Annotated in this window: 16 protein-coding genes; 11 read left to right on the forward strand and 5 right to left on the reverse strand. The window is 72.1% G+C overall.

Going from position 1 to position 16,599, the window contains the following annotated elements; translation table 11 throughout:
• The first annotated feature begins 93 nt into the window (after nucleotides 1-93).
• A complete protein-coding gene (locus ACKUU6_RS23005; RefSeq protein ID WP_407990445.1) occupies nucleotides 94-2,094 on the forward strand; it encodes an FAD-dependent oxidoreductase in 2,001 nt (666 codons plus the stop codon).
• Nucleotides 2,095-2,122: 28 nt separating this feature from the next.
• Here the strand turns inward: ACKUU6_RS23005 and ACKUU6_RS23010 are convergent, their stop codons facing one another.
• Entirely contained in the window at nucleotides 2,123-2,257 is a 135-nt protein-coding gene (locus ACKUU6_RS23010; protein ID WP_407990446.1) for a hypothetical protein, read from the reverse strand.
• A gap of 279 nt (nucleotides 2,258-2,536) precedes the next feature.
• Here ACKUU6_RS23010 and gcl point away from each other — a divergent pair, with 279 nt between their 5' ends.
• Nucleotides 2,537-4,318 carry a glyoxylate carboligase gene (gcl, locus tag ACKUU6_RS23015; protein WP_407990447.1) on the forward strand — a complete coding sequence of 594 codons (1,782 nt, stop codon included), beginning with the start codon at nucleotides 2,537-2,539 and terminating at the stop codon, nucleotides 4,316-4,318.
• A gap of 60 nt (nucleotides 4,319-4,378) precedes the next feature.
• Here gcl and ACKUU6_RS23020 read toward each other — a convergent pair whose 3' ends face one another.
• Nucleotides 4,379-5,572, reverse strand: coding sequence for an alginate lyase family protein (locus ACKUU6_RS23020; RefSeq protein ID WP_407990448.1), 1,194 nt, complete (start codon nucleotides 5,570-5,572; stop codon nucleotides 4,379-4,381).
• Between the two features lie 19 nt (nucleotides 5,573-5,591).
• On the reverse strand, nucleotides 5,592-6,989 hold the full coding sequence (locus ACKUU6_RS23025; protein WP_407990449.1) for an RICIN domain-containing protein: 1,398 nt from the start codon (nucleotides 6,987-6,989) through the stop codon (nucleotides 5,592-5,594).
• A 212-nt stretch (nucleotides 6,990-7,201) separates the two neighbouring features.
• Between ACKUU6_RS23025 and ACKUU6_RS23030 the strand changes: the two genes are divergently transcribed.
• The gene (locus ACKUU6_RS23030; RefSeq protein WP_407990450.1) at nucleotides 7,202-8,044 is read left to right on the forward strand and encodes a trypsin-like serine peptidase; all 843 of its coding nucleotides are present in this window, start codon (nucleotides 7,202-7,204) and stop codon (nucleotides 8,042-8,044) included.
• 64 nt (nucleotides 8,045-8,108) lie between these two features.
• Here the strand turns inward: ACKUU6_RS23030 and ACKUU6_RS23035 are convergent, their stop codons facing one another.
• Nucleotides 8,109-8,474: a hypothetical protein gene (locus ACKUU6_RS23035; RefSeq protein ID WP_407990451.1), complete on the reverse strand. Its 366-nt coding sequence runs from the start codon at nucleotides 8,472-8,474 to the stop codon at nucleotides 8,109-8,111.
• A gap of 226 nt (nucleotides 8,475-8,700) precedes the next feature.
• On the opposite strand from ACKUU6_RS23035, the gene ACKUU6_RS23040 reads away from it, so the two are divergent.
• The 8 genes from ACKUU6_RS23040 (at nucleotide 8,701) to ACKUU6_RS23075 (ending at nucleotide 15,780) form a co-directional block, all read left to right on the forward strand.
• Complete coding sequence (locus ACKUU6_RS23040; RefSeq protein ID WP_407990452.1) at nucleotides 8,701-9,084, forward strand: sortase-dependent protein; 384 nt, start codon at nucleotides 8,701-8,703, stop codon at nucleotides 9,082-9,084.
• Nucleotides 9,085-9,160: 76 nt separating this feature from the next.
• Nucleotides 9,161-9,733, forward strand: a complete 573-nt coding sequence (locus ACKUU6_RS23045) for a class F sortase (protein ID WP_407990453.1) — start codon at nucleotides 9,161-9,163, stop codon at nucleotides 9,731-9,733.
• Nucleotides 9,734-9,824: 91 nt separating this feature from the next.
• Entirely contained in the window at nucleotides 9,825-10,646 is an 822-nt protein-coding gene (locus ACKUU6_RS23050; protein WP_407990454.1) for a hypothetical protein, read from the forward strand.
• Nucleotides 10,643-11,374 (forward strand): two-component system response regulator CseB, encoded by a 732-nt coding sequence (cseB, locus tag ACKUU6_RS23055; protein WP_407990455.1) that lies wholly within the window; start codon nucleotides 10,643-10,645, stop codon nucleotides 11,372-11,374. Before ACKUU6_RS23050 ends, cseB begins: the two co-directional genes overlap by 4 nt.
• Nucleotides 11,371-12,591 carry a sensor histidine kinase gene (locus tag ACKUU6_RS23060; RefSeq protein ID WP_407990456.1) on the forward strand — a complete coding sequence of 407 codons (1,221 nt, stop codon included), beginning with the start codon at nucleotides 11,371-11,373 and terminating at the stop codon, nucleotides 12,589-12,591. The genes cseB and ACKUU6_RS23060 overlap by 4 nt, the downstream gene beginning before the upstream one ends.
• A gap of 67 nt (nucleotides 12,592-12,658) precedes the next feature.
• Nucleotides 12,659-13,279: a TetR/AcrR family transcriptional regulator gene (locus ACKUU6_RS23065; RefSeq protein WP_407990457.1), complete on the forward strand. Its 621-nt coding sequence runs from the start codon at nucleotides 12,659-12,661 to the stop codon at nucleotides 13,277-13,279.
• Entirely contained in the window at nucleotides 13,266-14,900 is a 1,635-nt protein-coding gene (locus ACKUU6_RS23070) for an acyl-CoA dehydrogenase family protein (RefSeq protein WP_407990458.1), read from the forward strand. The genes ACKUU6_RS23065 and ACKUU6_RS23070 overlap by 14 nt, the downstream gene beginning before the upstream one ends.
• Nucleotides 14,893-15,780 (forward strand): amidohydrolase family protein, encoded by an 888-nt coding sequence (locus tag ACKUU6_RS23075; protein WP_407990459.1) that lies wholly within the window; start codon nucleotides 14,893-14,895, stop codon nucleotides 15,778-15,780. The genes ACKUU6_RS23070 and ACKUU6_RS23075 overlap by 8 nt, the downstream gene beginning before the upstream one ends.
• On the opposite strand, the gene ACKUU6_RS23080 is transcribed toward ACKUU6_RS23075, so the two are convergent.
• The gene (locus tag ACKUU6_RS23080) at nucleotides 15,718-16,536 is read right to left on the reverse strand and encodes an inositol monophosphatase family protein (RefSeq protein ID WP_407990460.1); all 819 of its coding nucleotides are present in this window, start codon (nucleotides 16,534-16,536) and stop codon (nucleotides 15,718-15,720) included. The two genes, ACKUU6_RS23075 and ACKUU6_RS23080, sit on opposite strands and share 63 nt — an antisense overlap.
• Nucleotides 16,537-16,599 lie beyond the last annotated feature (63 nt).

The following is a 16,599-nucleotide window of genomic DNA, read 5'->3' on the forward strand; positions in this document are numbered from 1 at the left end:
CTGTCTGACGGAGGAGGTTCAACTCTGTGACGGTGGGCACAGGCCATGTGCAACTTGTTGCATAGGGTGCGCCGGGCCCTCTACCTTGGCGCCATGACCGCGTACCCGAACCTGCTGCGCCCGCTCGATCTGGGCTTCACCACGCTCCCCAACCGGGTGCTGATGGGCTCGATGCACGTCGGCCTGGAGGAGGCCGAGAACGGCTTCGAGCGGATGGCCGAGTTCTACGCGACCCGCACCAGGGCCGGGGTCGGCCTGATCGTCACCGGCGGCATCGCGCCGAACGAGGCGGGCCGCCCGTGGGAGGGCGGCGCCAAGCTGACCACCGAGCAGGAGGCGGCCGAGCACCAGGTGATCACCGGGGCGGTGCACGCGGCGGGCGGCAAGATCGCGCTTCAGCTGCTGCACTTCGGGCGGTACGCGTACCACGCCGAGCTGGTCGCGCCGAGCGCGATCCAGGCGCCGATCAGCCCCTTCCCGCCGCGCGCGCTGACCGAGGTCGAGGTCGAGCAGACCGTCGAGGACTTCGCCCGGGCCGCCGAACTGGCCAAGTCGGCGGGGTACGACGGCGTCGAGATCATGGGCTCCGAGGGCTACCTGATCAACGAGTTCATCGCCGCGCCGACCAACCGGCGGGAGGACCGCTGGGGCGGCTCGTACGAGAACCGGATGCGCTTCCCGGTCGAGATCGTCCGGCGGGTGCGGGAGCGGGTCGGCGCCGAGTTCATCCTGATCTACCGGCTCTCCATGCTCGACCTCATCCCCGGCGGCTCCACGCTGGCGGAGGTGGTGCAGCTGGCCAAGGCGGTCGAGGCGGCCGGGGTCACCATCATCAACACCGGGATCGGCTGGCACGAGGCGCGCATCCCGACCATCGCCACCTCGGTGCCGCGCGCCGCGTACGCCTGGGTGACCAAGCGGCTGATGGGCGAGGTGTCCGTGCCGCTGGTGACCAGCAACCGGATCAACACCCCTGAGCTCGCCGAGCAGTTGCTCGCCGACGGGCACGCCGACCTGGTCTCGCTGGCCCGGCCGCTGCTCGCCGACCCGGAGTTCGTGGCCAAGGCCCAGCGCGGCACCCCCGAGGCGATCAACACCTGCATCGGCTGCAACCAGGCCTGCCTGGACCATACCTTCAGCGGCCGGATCACCTCCTGCCTGGTCAACCCGCGCGCCTGTCACGAGACCGAGCTGGTGCTCGCCCCGACCCGGCGCCGCAAGCGGATCGGAGTGGTCGGCGCGGGCCCGGCCGGCCTCGGCTTCGCGGTGGCCGCCGCCGAACGCGGGCACGCGGTCACCCTGTACGACGCCGCTGACCGGATCGGCGGGCAGCTGAACGTGGCCCGGCAGGTGCCGGGCAAGCAGGAGTTCGACGAGACCCTGCGCTACTTCCGGCACCAACTGGCGGAGCGTCAGGTGGAGTTGCGGCTCGGCACCGCGGTCGACGCGGTCGGCCTGCTGGCCGAGGGGTACGACGAGGTGGTGCTCGCCACCGGCGTCACGCCCCGCGTGCCGGAGATCCCCGGCGTGGACCACCCGAGCGTGGTCGGCTACCTGGACCTGCTGCGCGGCGACGCGGTGGCCGGCGAGCGGGTGGCGGTCATCGGCGCGGGCGGGATCGGCTTCGACGTGGCCGAGTTCCTGACCGACCAGGACGGCGACTTCTACGCGAGCTGGGGCATCGACACCGAGCACCGCGAGCCCGGCGGCCTGCGTACCCCGGAGCGGCCGAAGCCGCCGCGTACCGTGCACCTGATCCAGCGCAAGCCCGGCAAGGTCGGTGCGGGCCTCGGCAAGACCACCGGCTGGATCCACCGGGCCGAGCTGGCCCACCGGGGCGTCCGTACCGTCTCCGGGGCGACGTACCGGCGGATCGACGACGAGGGCCTGCACCTGACCGTGGACGGCGAGGACCGTACCGTCCCGGTGGACACCGTGGTGCTCTGCGCCGGGCAGGAGCCGCGCCGCGAACTGCACGCGGAGCTGCTGGCCGGCGGCGCGTCGGTGCACCTGATCGGCGGCGCGGACGTGGCCGCCGAGCTGGACGCCAAGCGGGCGATCGACCAGGGGACCCGGCTCGCGGCCGAGCTCTGACGGACGGCTTCCGGGGTCGGCGCCGGGATCAGCGCCAGCTGCCCGGGCCGTCGCCGACCTCGGTGAACGCGGCCAGTGCCAGTGCGCCGAGGAAGAGCGCGACCATCAGCAGCAGGATCAGGCAGCCGACCGCGTCGGCCCCGGCCTTGCCCCGAGCGCGCATGCCGTCCCCCTTCATCCGGCACCTGATCCTGTGGTCGTCGGCGCCGGGGGACCCACCATAGCGACGGACCCCCGCTCTGCCCAGACCACACCCGTGCTCCGCCAGAGCACCCCTCGAAGGCCCCCGGCTGCTGCCGGGGGCCTTCGTCGTGCCCGGCCGCGGCCGGGCCCACCCTGCGGACCGGCCTTGACGATTTGTTGAAAGCGGCTTACTTTTCTTTTCGCATACCAGAATCATCCTTCCGTATCGTGGAAGTCTGACGGACGCAGGAGTAAGCCGATGCCTCGAATGACAGCCGCCCGCGCGGCAGTTGAGATCCTCAAGCGCGAGGGCGTTGACGTCGCTTTCGGCGTGCCGGGCGCCGCGATCAACCCCTTCTACAAGGCCCTCAAGGAGGGCGGTGGCATCCGCCACACCCTCGCCCGTCACGTCGAGGGCGCCTCGCACATGGCCGAGGGGTACACCCGGGCCAAGGCCGGCAACATCGGTGTCTGCATCGGTACCTCCGGCCCGGCCGGCACCGACATGATCACCGGTCTGTACTCGGCGATCGCGGACTCGATCCCGATCCTGTGCATCACCGGCCAGGCCCCGGTCGCGAAGCTGCACAAGGAGGACTTCCAGGCCGTCGACATCGCCTCGATCGCCAAGCCCGTCACCAAGGCCGCGACCACCGTCCTGGAGGCCGCCCAGGTCCCCGGCGTGTTCCAGCAGGCCTTCCACCTGATGCGCTCCGGCCGTCCGGGCCCGGTGCTGATCGACCTCCCGATCGACGTCCAGCTGACCGAGATCGAGTTCGACCCGGAGACGTACGCCCCGCTGCCGGTCTACAAGCCGACCGCGACCCGGGCCCAGATCGAGAAGGCGATCGGCTTCCTGCTGGAGTCCGAGCGGCCGCTGATCGTCGCCGGTGGCGGCATCATCAACGCCGACGCCGCCGAGCTGCTGGTCGAGTTCGCCGAGCTGACCGGTACGCCGGTCATCCCGACCCTGATGGGTTGGGGCATCATCGCGGACGACCACGAGCTGAACGCCGGCATGGTCGGCCTGCAGACCTCGCACCGCTACGGCAACGCGAACTTCCTGGAGTCGGACTTCGTCCTCGGCATCGGCAACCGGTGGGCCAACCGCCACACCGGTGACCTGGCCGTCTACACCAAGGACCGCAAGTTCGTCCACGTCGACATCGAGCCGACCCAGCTCGGCCGGATCTTCGCGCCGGACTTCGGCATCGCCTCCGACGCCAAGGCCGCACTGGAGCTCTTCGTCGAGGTCGCCAAGGAGCTCAAGGCAGCGGGCCGGCTGCCCGACTTCAGCGCGTGGGCCGCGTCGACCCAGGAGCGCAAGGCGACCCTGCTGCGCCGCACCCACTTCGACAACGTGCCGCTCAAGCCGCAGCGCGTCTACGAGGAGATGAACAAGGCCTTCGGCCCGGAGACCCGCTACGTCACCACCATCGGTCTGTCCCAGATCGCCGGTGCGCAGATGCTGCACGTCTACAAGCCGCGGCACTGGATCAACTGCGGCCAGGCCGGCCCGCTCGGGTGGACCATCCCCGCCGCGCTCGGCGCCGCCACCGCCGATCCGGAGACCCCGGTGGTCGCCCTCTCCGGCGACTACGACTTCCAGTTCATGCTGGAGGAGCTGGCGGTCGGTGCCCAGCACCGCATCCCGTACGTCCACGTCCTGGTCAACAACGCCTACCTCGGCCTGATCCGCCAGGCCCAGCGCAACCTGGACATCAACTTCCAGGTCAACCTGGAGTTCGAGAACATCAACTCCCCCGAGCTGGGCGTCTACGGCGTCGACCACGTCAAGGTGGTCGAGGGCCTGGGCTGCAAGGCCATCCGGGTCACTGAGCCGGACCAGCTGCTCCCCGCCTTCGAGCAGGCCAAGAAGCTGGCCGCCGAGTTCCGCGTCCCGGTCGTGGTCGAGGCCATCCTCGAGCGCGTCACCAACATCTCGATGGGCGGCGCCGGCATCGACACCGTCAACGAGTGGGAGGACCTGGCCACCGAGCCCGGCCACGCCCCCACCGCGATCAAGACCCTCAAGGTCTGATCCACCGACAACCGACGGGCCCGGTACTGCCGTTCGGCGGCGCCGGGCCCCTCGGCGTGCTCAGGCCGGGTTGGCTGCGTGGGTCAGTGTCTCCCAGGCGGTGAAGAGGTTGTTGGTGCCGGCCGGGCGTTGTTTCTCGGTGAGGAGCTGGGTGTTGGTCATGCCGTAGCCCAGGCGGTTGGCGAGGGCGTTGAAGCCGACCTCGGTGACCGGGCCGAGGGACTGGTCGAGGGTGCCGCCGCAGAGCCAGGCCGGGACGAAGGCGCCGAGTTGGTACTTGGACTGGAAGCCCAGGGCGTGCCGGAGGCGGTCGGCGATCTCGGGGTAGAGGTCCTGTCCCTGGAGGCGGCTGGTCTCGGCGACGTGCGAGATGGCGGAGAGTCCGTAGCCGGTGTGGGTGAGGTCGCGGCAGGTCTCCTGGGTCAGGCCGTCGACGAAAGTGGCCTGGCCCTGCCAGTAGTTGACGATCTCGTCCCGGGTGTCGAGGCCGCTGCCCGGGACCGTGCGGGGGAGCGGGCCGTCGGAGGCGAGGTAGATGTAGGCGGGGACCCGGTTGCGGAAGAGGGCGACCGCCTTGTCGTAGACGGCGCGGTCGTTCAGGAAGACGCCGATGCCGATGCCCGCCTCCACCATGCTGAGCTCCCAGTTCCCGTTGGAGCGGGACCCGTTGGCCACTTCGGGCAGGTAGACGTTGCGCAGCATGGTGGCGAACCGGGTGACCCGGGTGGGGTCCCAGTGGCCGTAGCCGTAGCGGATGATCTCGGCGGCCCGGGGCCAGACCGAGCCGGCCCAGGCGGTCTGCAGCGGGGCGTTGCTGTTGGTGTGGTCGGTGATGGTGCCCGACCAGGCGTCCATGATCTGGATCGCCTTCTCGGCGTACCGGCTGTCCCGGGTCAGGGACCACTCCAGCGCGAGCGTGTACGCCGCGATGGCGTCCTCACGCTCGTCGGTACAGCCGTAGTTGGGGTTCGAGTACGAGCCGCACTCGACCACCGCCCGCGGTTTGGCGGTCCGGGTCAGCGAGGCGTACCTGCTGGCGTGCATCTGGTCGTAGGCAGCCTTCCAGGGCTGCGCACCGGCCTGCACCTTGGCCCGGACGAAGTCCAGCTGTCCGGCGCCGACCAGCACCCCGGGGTGGGTGAAGGTGGTGGGTGCGGCGAGGGCGGGCGCGGCGACGGCGGCCGGTGCGGCGGTGGGCAACAGGCCGAGCGCGGTGGCCAGTACGGCGGTCCCGGCGAGAAGTCTGCGAATCACGTCTGTTCCTTTCCCGGAGTCAGGAGGGCAGCAACCACTGCTGGTTGGCGGCGCCGAAGCAGTCCCAGATCTGCAGGCGGGTGCCGTTGGCGGAGCTGGGCCCGGTGGCGTCCAGGCAGCGGCCGGAGGCCGGGTTGACCAGGGTGCCGCCACCGCCGGTCTGCCAGGTCTGGGCGGCGGTGCCGTTGCAGTCCCAGAGCTGGATGACGGTGCCATTGGCCGTTCCGGCGCTGGTGACGTCCAGGCACTTGCCGAGCGCCTGGAGCGAGCCGTCCGCCGCCACCGTCCAGTTCTGGGCCGCGGTGCCGTTGCAGTCCCAGAGCTGGACGGCGGTGCCGTTGGTGCTGTTCGCCGCCGCGACGTCCACGCACTTGCCGCCGTAGCCGGTGATCCGGCCGGTCGGACGGGGTGTACCGCTGCCCCCGGTGACGGAGTTGAAGGTCCGGGCGAACTGGTACGGGCTCTGCGAGGTGCCGCTGCACGAGTCCGAGAGCGTGCCGTTGGTGGCGCACGCCCGGTCCCGGCCGAGTGCCCAGAAGGCGAGCAGCTGGATGCCCTTGGTGGCGGCGAAGTTGGCGAGCGTGGTGGCGTTCCCGGTGCTGAACACCTCGGCCTGGGTGTCGTTGACCCCGATCATCGGGGTGTTGCCCTCCATCGCCCAGAGCTGCTGGTCGGTCCGGCCGGTCCAGATGGCGCCGAGCTGGCCGCGCAGCGCGGTGGCGGCGTCGGTGGCGGCCCGGCCCATGTCCGTCGCGGGTCCGTAGTCCATGGTCATGATGTTGACCACGCCGACGTCCAGTCCCCGGCTCTTGGCGTTGTTCAGCAGGCTGAGCGAATTCGCCTCCAGGCCGGTCGGGTTGACCGGCAGGGTGTAGTGCACGGCGAGCCTGCGGCCGGCCGCCGCGTACTCCTGCTGGAGCTGGGCGAGGGCCTGGTTTCGGCGGTCGTTGGCGGCGGCGTCGTCGAGTGAGCCGCCCTCGATGTCGAGGTCGATCTTCGTCAGGTTGAGGGTGTCGACCACCCGCTTGTACTGGGTCTTCAGGCTGCTGACCGAGGTGCAGGCCTGGCCGAGTTCGGTGCCGGCCGCACCGCCGAAGGAGGCGATCACGTCACCGCCGGCCGCCCGCAGGCTGTTGATCGCCGACTGCCAAGCTCCGTCGCTGATGGGGGTGTTGCCGTTGAAGGTGGCGTTGCAGCTGCCGTCGCTGATCACGAACGCCAGGGTGAAGTACTTCAGTCCGGTGGCGGCCCGGGCGTCGGCCATCGCGGACGGCGACTTCCAGGTCTCGATGTAGGGCGCGGCGTACTGGGCCGGAAAGCCGGGGCCCGGGTTGGCAGCGGCATGGGCGGTGGTGGCGGGGAGCAGGCCGAGGGGGACGGCGAGCACGGCCGCCGCGGCGAAGGCGCGACGAAGCATGGGGATCTCCAGGGGGCGTGGGGGAGCGCTCTCCGAGGTGAGCGGTAGGGAGTCAACTGGAGCTGTCGACGGTCCGTCAAGAGGTATGGAAGGAAAGTTTACTTACTACCTGCACGGGGTCCTGCGGTCAACTGGCCTGGCGTGAAGTGGCATTGACAAAAAGACATGTTCACGCCAGCTTGGTTCCACCCCCACACCGAGAGGCAGTTCTCATGAAGAAGCCGCTCATCGGAGCGTCCTGTTCGCTCCTGCTCGCCGGCGCCGCCGGGCTCACCGGCGTTACCCCCGCCTTCGCCGCCCAGGCGCCCACCGCCACGGTGGCGGCCGTGGATTTCGCGGGCACCGTGGCGCTCAGCAACTGCTCGGGTTCGCTGATCAGGATGCCGAGTTCGCTGGCCACCGACCCGGCGCTTATCCTCTCCAACGGCCACTGCCTGGAGACCGGTTTCCCGGCCGCCGGGCAGGTGTTGACCAACCGCAGCTCCAGCCGGACCTTCTCGCTGCTCAACTCCTCGGGCAGCAAGGTCGCCACGCTGCGCGCCAACAAGATGGTCTACGGCACGATGACCGACACCGACGTGTCGATCTACCAGCTGAACACCACCTACGCGGCGATCAAGAGCTCGTACGGGATCAACCCGTTGACGGTGGCCGCCACCCACCCGGTCGCTGGCACCGCGATCAAGGTGGTCTCGGGCTACTGGAAGCGGATCTACTCCTGCAACGCGGACGCCTTCGTCTACCGGCTGAAGGAGGGTGCGTGGACCTGGAAGGACTCCATGCGCTACACCTCCAGCTGCAACACCATCGGTGGCACCTCGGGCTCCCCGGTGGTCGACGTCGCCAGCGGGCAGGTGGTCGCGGTGAACAACACCGGTAACGAGGACGGCGAGCGCTGCACCGACAACAACCCCTGCGAGGTCGACCAGAACGGCACGGTGACGGTCCGGCAGGGCATCAACTACGCCCAGCAGACGTACTGGATTCCCGGCTGCTTCGGCACCGGTAACACGCTCGACCTCACCAAGGCGGGCTGCGCACTCCCGAAGCCCTGACCCTCGGTCCCTGACGTCCGCCCGGCCGTCCTCCTGGAGGGCGCCCGGGCGGCGCCGGCAAACGTCAGGAAGCGTTTCGCCGTACCCGCAGCGCCCACAGCACCAGCGGGATCTGCCCGGGCACCCGGGCCAGGGCGGCATTCCGCTGCGCGGCCGGGCGGCCCCGCCAGTCGTACGCCATCTGGATGTTGGCCGGCAGCACGGCGGCGAACAGGCCGGCCGCCGCCAGCGCGCCCACCCGCCGGGTCCTCGGCATAGCCACTGCAGCGCCAACCGCCAGCTCCGCCACGCCACTTGCGTACGTCCACTGCCGGGGGCGCCCGGGCAGGGCGCGCGGCACGATCGCGTCGAACTGGCGCGGGATCACGAAGTGGGCGACACCGGCGCCGAGCAGCAGCCCGCTCAGCAGTTTGGCGGAACGCGTGGACACGGGGCCTCCCGGCGGGTTTCCGGCGCCGGACGGCGCCGTGACTGTTACCGGAGAGTAGCCGTCGGCGGTGGCTTGGCGAAAGGAGCGGCCGGCCGGAGGACTGTTACAGAGCCGCCCGGTGACCGTTACACGACCGGCCGGGCACCGTGAGGTCGGGTTCCTAACGTCTGCCGTACCAACTCCGGGCCACCGGGCCGGGAGTGGTGAGCATTCGGGAGGAACTCTCATGGCAGGTACCACGACCGTCCGGCGCGCGGTGCGTCTCGCCCTGGTCTCCACAGGCGTCGCCGGCGCGCTGGCCCTCTCCGGTCCGGCCGCGTTCGCCGACGGTACGCCGTCGGCGGCGCCCACCGTCGCAGCGCCGTCCGCGGCGGTGCCGACCCCCGGTGTGTCGGCTCCGGGCGGCACCGGCGTGAAGCCCTCGGTGGCGCCGACCTCGTCGGCGGGGGACTCGCAGGTCAAGGTGGTGCCCAAGGGCGGGGCGCAGACCGGTGAGGCTTCGCAGGGCGACTCCACCGGCACCCTGGTCCTCGGCTCGGGCCTGGCCGCCGTGGGCGCGGCCGGGATCGGCTTCGCCGTCGTGCGTCGCCGTGCCGGCGCCCGGGGCTAGCCGGCGCCCTCGTCGTCGGCGCCCGCTGTGGGCGCCGGCGGCGACGGCCGGCGCCCTCGCCCTCACCACCGGGATCGTGCTGCTCGGCGGCTCCTCCGACCCCCCGCCGGTACGGATCGGCGCGGCCCAGTCGATGCCGGTCGACAGCCCACCGCCCACTGCCCCGCAGACCCCCGGTCCCGGCCGGGCCGCCGCTCTGCCGGTCGCACCACCGGTCCGTCTGACCATCCCGCGGATGGGTGTGGACGCGCCCGTCGAACCGAGCGGGCTGAACGCCGACGGCACGGTGGAGGTCCCGCCGATGGACCGCCCGGGCCAGGTCGGCTGGTATCGCAACGGTCCGGCTCCCGGTCAGACCGGCCCCGCCGTACTGCTCGGCCACCTGGACACCCGCAAGGGTCCCGCGGTCTTCAACCGCGTCCGGGAGCTCAGGCCGGGAGACCGGATCGAGATCCACCGCCAGGACGGCAGCAGCGTCGCGTACCGGGTGCGCGAGCTGCGGCAGTTCCCGAAGAGCGGCTTCCCGACCGGCCTGGTGTACGGCGACACCGACACCCCGCAACTGCGGCTGATCACCTGCGGCGGCACGCTGGCCGGCAACGGGCACTACACCGACAACATCATCGTCCTCGCCGACCTGCTCCTGTAGCTGTAGCGCCTGACGGCCTGACGGCCTGGCGGGTCCGGCCGTCGGGCAGACTGGGCCACTGACTCCGGCGCTTCCGAAAGGCGTATCCGACGTGACGACATGGCTCAGCCGCACCGCCCTGGCCTGGGCCGTCGTCGTGGCGGCGGTGGTCGCTGCCGTCTCCGGCTGCGGCGCTGCCGGGCAGCTGCACGACGCCGGTCCGGCCCGCCCGATCGCCGCGCCACCGAGTCCCCAACTGCTCTGGGCCGCCGCCGAGACGCCGTCCGTACCCGCAACCGAGGCGGCCGATACGGCGCCGCCGCCGGCCGCGCTGCCCGACATCACCGTGCCGGGCGACGACCTCCGCGCCGTCGACACCCTGAACGTGCTGGCGAGGGACCCGGCCCTGCGGGGCGAGGAGCAGAAGGCGTTGACCGGGTGTCAGGGCTGCGCGGTGCGGTCCGCGCAGTACCGCGACCTCAGCGGGGACGGTCACCCGGAACTGATCACCGCCGTGCTCGTCGGTTCCGAGACCGGCTACCTGCACGTCTACAGCCCACGGGACGGACGGCTCCACCCCGTGCTCGCCCAGCGGGTGGTGGCCGGATTCACCGCCGAGACCGTGGGCCAGGACCTCGTGGTCCGCGAGCCCAACGGCCCGCAGGACCGGACCGTCACCACCTACCACTGGTCCAACCTGCGGCTGGCCGTGATCGACCGGCGGATCATCGGCACCGGGCCGGCGGCGGAGGCCACCCTCTGTGAGCCGGTCGGACCGGGGGCCACGGTCGCGCCGACCAGCCAGCCGAAGGCCGGCAGCCCGAAGCCCGACAACCCCAAGGCCGGCAGCCCGGAGCCGAAGGTCTCCGTCGTCCCGACCCTCCCGCCGGGCAGGGGCGGCGTCGCCCCCGTCCCGGTGAAGCCGAGCTCATGACCAGCCCTGCGAGCAGCCCCGTGAGCGCCACCCCGCGCATCCTGCTGGTCGAGGACGACGAGGTGATCCGTGAGGCCACCCGTATGGCGCTGGAGCGCTACGGCTTCCCGGTCGACACCGCCGCCGACGGCCTGGAGGGCCTGGAACGGTTCCGCGCCCAGCGGCCCGACCTCCTGCTGCTGGACGTGATGCTGCCGCTGCTCGACGGTGTCGGGCTCTGCCGCCGGATCCGGGAGGAGAGCCAGCTGCCGATCCTGATGATGTCGGCCCGCACGGAGCCGATCGACGTGATCTCGGGCCTGGAGGCCGGGGCCGACGACTACATCACCAAACCCTTCGAGACCGCCGTCCTGGTGGCCCGGATCCGGACCGTCCTGCGGCGCACCAGGACCGCGCCCGAGCCGCCCGCCGAGGCTCCCGCACCGGAGCCGCCCCGCGCCGTACGGGTGATCGACGGCCTGGAGGTCGACACCGAGGCGATGGAGGTCCGGGTGGCGGGGCGTCAGGTGCCGCTCACGCCGACCGAGCTGCGGCTGCTGCTGGAGTTCACCGCCGCGCCCGGCATCGTGCTGGAGCGTCAGACCCTGCTCGAACGGGTCTGGGACTACTCCTGGGGCGCCGACAGCCGCGTCGTGGACGTCCACGTGCAGCGCCTGCGCGCCAAGATCGGGGCGGCCAGGATCGAGACCATCCGGGGCTTCGGCTACAAGCTGAGGCGGTCCGGGTGAACCTGCGCCGCCAGATCGCCGCCACCGTCGCGCTGGTCTCCTTCCTGGTCGCCATCACCGTCGGCCTGCTGGTGCACCGCGCGTCGGTGGCCCAGCACGTCGAGCAGTCCCGGAAGGCGGCCGAGAACGCGCTCGACTCGGTGCTCGCCGGGTACGCCCGTACCGGCGACCTGGTCGGCTGGCGGGCCGCCGCCGACGACCCCGGACTGCCTTCGGAGCTCAGGGAGTTGGCCGAGCGGGGCCGTACCGGCTCGCTGCTCGGCCCCAGCCCGGACGGCACGGTGATGTGGGCCGCCGCGGGCGTCGGCACCGGCCTTCCGCCCGCCCAGGTGGTCTCCGTCCGGGTGGACTACGCCGACGACGAACGGGCCATCGCCGACCTCGACCGGACCATCCTGATCTCGGCCACGCTGTCCGTGGCCGTCACCGTGCTGGCCGGGGTGTTCGCCGCCGACCGGATCAGCAGCCGGCTGCGGACCGCGGCCCGTACCGCCCGCAGCATCGCGCAGGGCGATCTGACGGCCCGGATCGGATCGCTCGGCCGCCCCCGGGACGAGGTGGCCGACCTCGCGGCGGCGGTCGACTCGATGTCGGCCGTGCTGAGCAGCAAGCTGGCCAACGAGCAGCGCTTCACCGCGGATGTCGCCCATGAGCTGCGCACCCCGCTGACCGGCCTGCTGACCGCCGCCGAGCTGCTCCCGCCCGGCCGCCCGACCGAGCTGGTGCAGGGCCGGGTCCGGGTGCTGCGCAGCCTGACCGAGGACCTGTTGGAGGTCTCCCGGCTGGACGCCGGGGCCGACCGGCTCGAACTGTCGGTGGTGCGGCTCGGGCCGGTGGTGGCCCGGATGGTGGCGGCCGCCGGGGCGCCGACCGAGCTGTTGGTGGCCGTCGACACCGAGGTGACCACCGACGTCCGTCGGCTCGACCGGATCGTCTCCAACCTGGTCGCCAACGCCCATCGGCACGGCGGCGCCCCGGTCCTGGTGCGGGTCGAAGGCGCGGTCCTGACGGTCCGTGACCAGGGTCCCGGCTTTCCGGATGCGGTGCTGCGCGAGGGTCCGCAGCGCTTCCGGACCGGTGCGCGCGAGCGGGGGCACGGCCACGGCCTCGGACTCACCATCGCCCAGGGCCATGCCGAGGCCCTCGGCATCACCCTGCGGCTGCGCAACGACCCGGCCGGTGGAGCGGTCGCCGAGCTGCGCCTGCCGAGGGGCTGATCCTGCCGAGGGACTGGTCGCGCGCCGGTCCTGGCCGAAGCCCTGAATCAGTGCTTCAATCCTTGCTGTGGCATACCGACGCACCCCCGCCGTACAGGCCAGACTGGACGCCCAGCGCGTGATCGTGCTGGCCGCCGCCGTGGACCTGCTGGCCGAACGCGGCTACGCCGGGTGCTCGATGGCGGCCGTCGCCGACCGCGCCGGCATCGCCACCGGCAGCATGTACCGGTACTTCTCGGGCAAGGCCGAGCTCTCGGTCGAGCTGTTCCGGACCGTCGTGCTCCGCGAGGTGGCCGCGGTCGAGGCGGCCGTCGCCAAGGCCGATGCCGAGGACGCGGGCCCGCACGGCCGGGTCGCCGCCGTGGTGCGGACGTTCGCCGCCCGGGCGCTCAGGGCGCCCCGGCTGGCCTATGCCCTGCTGGCCGAACCGGCCGACCAGGTGGTGGACGCCGAGCGGCTGGTGTTCCGCGAGGCGTTCCGCGACCTGATCGCCGCCCAGATCGCCCCGGCCGTCGCCGACGGCCGACTCCCTGACCAGGACGCCCGGTTGACCGCCGCCGCGCTGGTCGGCGCGATCGGCGAGGCCCTGGTCGGCCCCCTCGCGGCGGGCGAGGCGCAGGACGACCTGATCCCCGCCCTGGTCGCCTTCACCCAGCGAGCTCTCGGAGGACAGAATGCCGACGCATGAGGTCACCAACCAGGTGCCCGACCTGTACGGCCACGACGTGGCCGCCGACCCGACCCTGCTGGCCGCCCTGCACCGGGCCGGGGCCGACTGGGCCGAGCCGCGCCTGCACGAGCTCGGCCGCCTCGCCGGGACCGAACAGGCCTCCGACTGGGGTCGGTTGGCCAACGACAACCCGCCGGTGCTGCACACCCACGACCGGTACGGGCACCGGATCGACGAGGTGGAGTTCCACCCCGCCTGGCACCAGCTGATGACCGTCGCGGTCGGACACGGCCTGCACGCCGCCCCCTGGGCGGATCCTCGGCCCGGCGCCCACACCGCCCGGGCCGCCGGGTTCTACGTATGGGGCCAGGTCGAGGCAGGCCACAGCTGCCCGGTCTCGATGACCTACGCCTCGGTGCCCGCCCTCCGCGCGACCCCCGAACTGGCTGCCAGGTACGAGCCGTTGCTCACCGCCACCGAGTACGACTTCGGTCTGCGCGAGCCCCAGGGCAAGCGCGGTCTGATCGCGGGCATGTCGATGACCGAGAAGCAGGGCGGCTCGGACGTCAGGACCAACACGACCACCGCGACCCCGCACGCCGACGGCACCTACCGGATCACCGGCCACAAGTGGTTCACCTCCGCGCCGATGTCGGACGTCTTCCTGACGCTGGCCCAGGCGCCGGGCGGGCTCAGCTGCTTCCTGCTGCCCCGGGTGCTGCCGGACGGCAGCCGGAACCGGTTGCTGATCCAGCGGCTCAAGGACAAGCTCGGCAACCGCTCGAACGCCTCCGCCGAGCTGGAGTACGACGGGGCGGTCGGTTGGCTGGTCGGGGAGGAGGGCCGGGGCGTGCCGACCATCATCGAGATGGTCAACATGACCCGGCTGGACTGCACCCTGGGCGCCGCCTCCGGGATGCGGCTCGGCGCGGTCCGCGCGCTGCACCACACCACCCACCGCCGGGCGTTCGGCGCCGCGCTGGTGGACCAGCCGCTGATGCGCAACGTGCTGGCCGACCTGGTGGTCGAGTCGGAGGCGGCCACCGCCGTCGCCCTGCGGCTGGCCGAGGCCACCGACCGGGCGCTGGCCGGGGACCAGCAGGAGGTGCTGGTCAGGCGGCTCGGGCTGGCGGCGGCCAAGTACTGGGTCTGCAAGCGCGGTCCGATGCACGCGGCCGAGGCGCTGGAGTGCTTCGGCGGCAACGGCTACGTCGAGGAGTCCGGCATGCCCCGGCTCTACCGCGAAGCTCCGCTGGTCTCGATCTGGGAGGGATCGGGCAACGTCGCCGCCCTGGACGCCCTGCGCGCGATGGCCCGCCGACCGGAGACCGTGCAGGCCCTGTTCACCGAACTGGACGCCGCCGCCGGGGCCGACCACCGGCTGGACGCCGCCGTGACCGCGCTGCGCAAGCACCTCGGCGACACCGCCGAGATCGAGTACCGCACCCGGCACCTGGTTGAGCGGATCGCGCTGGTCTTCCAGGGCGCGCTACTGGTCCGGTACGGCGACCCGGCGGTGGCCGACGCATTCTGCGCCTCCCGGCTGGGCGGCGACCACGGCGGCGCCTTCGGCACCCTGCCGACGGGCGTGGACACCGCAGCCGTACTGGCCAGGGCGGAGGCCGTCCCCGGTGTCTGAGGCGGCCGAAGTACGGGCGTTCTGGCAGGAGTTGGGCCTGCCCGGGCTGGTCGACGTGCACACCCACTTCATGCCGGAGCGGGTGCTGGCCAAGGTCTGGGCCTACTTCGACGCGGCCGGACCGCTGACCGGCCGGCCCTGGCCGATCTCGTACCGGCAGGAGGAGCACCAACGGCTTGCGCAGCTCAGGGAGTTCGGCGTAAAGGCGTTCACCGCGATGCTCTACCCGCACAAGCCGGGGATGGCCGCCTGGTTGAACGCCTGGGCCGCCGACTTCGCCGCCCGTACCCCGGACTGCCTGCACACCGCGACCTTCTTCCCCGAGCCGGCTGCCGAGCAGTACGTGGCCACCGCTCTGGAGCAGGGCGCCCGGGTCTTCAAGTCCCATCTGCAGGTCGGTGGTTACCACCCGGCGGACCCCTTGCTGGACGCGGTCTGGGGTCGGTTGGCGGAGGCCGGGGTGCCGGTGGTCACCCACTGCGGCTCGGGTCCGGTCCCCGGCAAGCACACCGGTCCCGGACCGATCGGCGAGGTGCTCGAACGGCACCCCCGGCTGCGGTTGGTGGTCGCGCACCTGGGTCTGCCGGAGTACGGGGAGTTCCTCGGCCTCGCGGAGCGCTTCTCCGAGGTGCGGTTGGACACCACGATGGTGTTCACCGACTTCACCGAGGAACTCGCCCCGTTCCCGAGGGAGTTGCTGCCCCGACTGGCCGCCCTCGGGGATCGGGTGCTGCTCGGCAGCGACTTCCCCAACCTCCCCTACCGCTACCTGCACCAGTTGCAGGCCCTGGCCGGGCTCGGCCTGGGGGAGGACTGGCTACGGGCGGTCTGCCACCACAACGCCGCCCGGCTGTTCGGCCTGCCGGAGCACGTCGAGTAGTTCGGCGTGGATCCCGGCCGGGGCGGCCAGCAGGCTGTCGGCGGTGGCGGTCCACGGCCGCCCCCGGCCGTCCGTCACCAGCGCCCCGGCCTCCCGGGCGATCAGGGCGCCGGACAGCAGGTTCCCGGCGTCCGGGCCGTACTCCCAGAAGGCGTTCAGGTGACCGGAGCCGACCTGGGCCAGTTGAAGGGCGGTCGGGCCGAGGTTGCGGACGGCGAGCACCTTGGCGACTACGGCGGTGAGTGAGGCGCCCGCTTGCCGGAGATGGATCGCGGCGGTCTGCGGCGGCTGGCTGGTGCCGACCACGGTGGCCGCCAACTCCCGTGCCGGCGGGGCGATCCGGTGACCGTCAAGCCAGGCTCCGGCGCCGCGTACGGCGGTGTAGGTGACTCGCTGCCAGGGCGAGTGCACCACGGCGAGCACCGGCTCGCCGTCCTGGACCAGGGTGGCGGTCACCGCCCAGTTCGGCAGACCGTTCAGGAACTGGACCGCCCCGTCGGTGGCGTCGCAGGACCACCACTCGCCGCTGCCGGGAACCGAGGTCGCGAACTCCTCGGTCAGCCAGCCGGCGCCCGGCCGGGCGTCCGTCAGCCGCTCCCGCAGCAGCGCCGAGGCCGGCCCGTCCACCCGCTCGAAGGCGGCCAGCGCCTCGGCGACCGTCCGGCCCTGCCAGGGAGCGGTCGGCTGCCGCTCGGTCAGGAACTCCCCGGTCGCGTGGACGGCCCCGACCACCGCGGACAGTGTCTTCTCGTACATGACCCGACTCCTTCGTCTCGATGGGTACGGAGACAGAGGTACCGTGGTGCGCCGGAACGGGAT

Origin of the sequence: Kitasatospora sp. CMC57 (genome assembly GCF_045866025.2) — a bacterium.
Taxonomy (GTDB): Bacteria; Actinomycetota; Actinomycetes; order Streptomycetales; family Streptomycetaceae; genus Kitasatospora.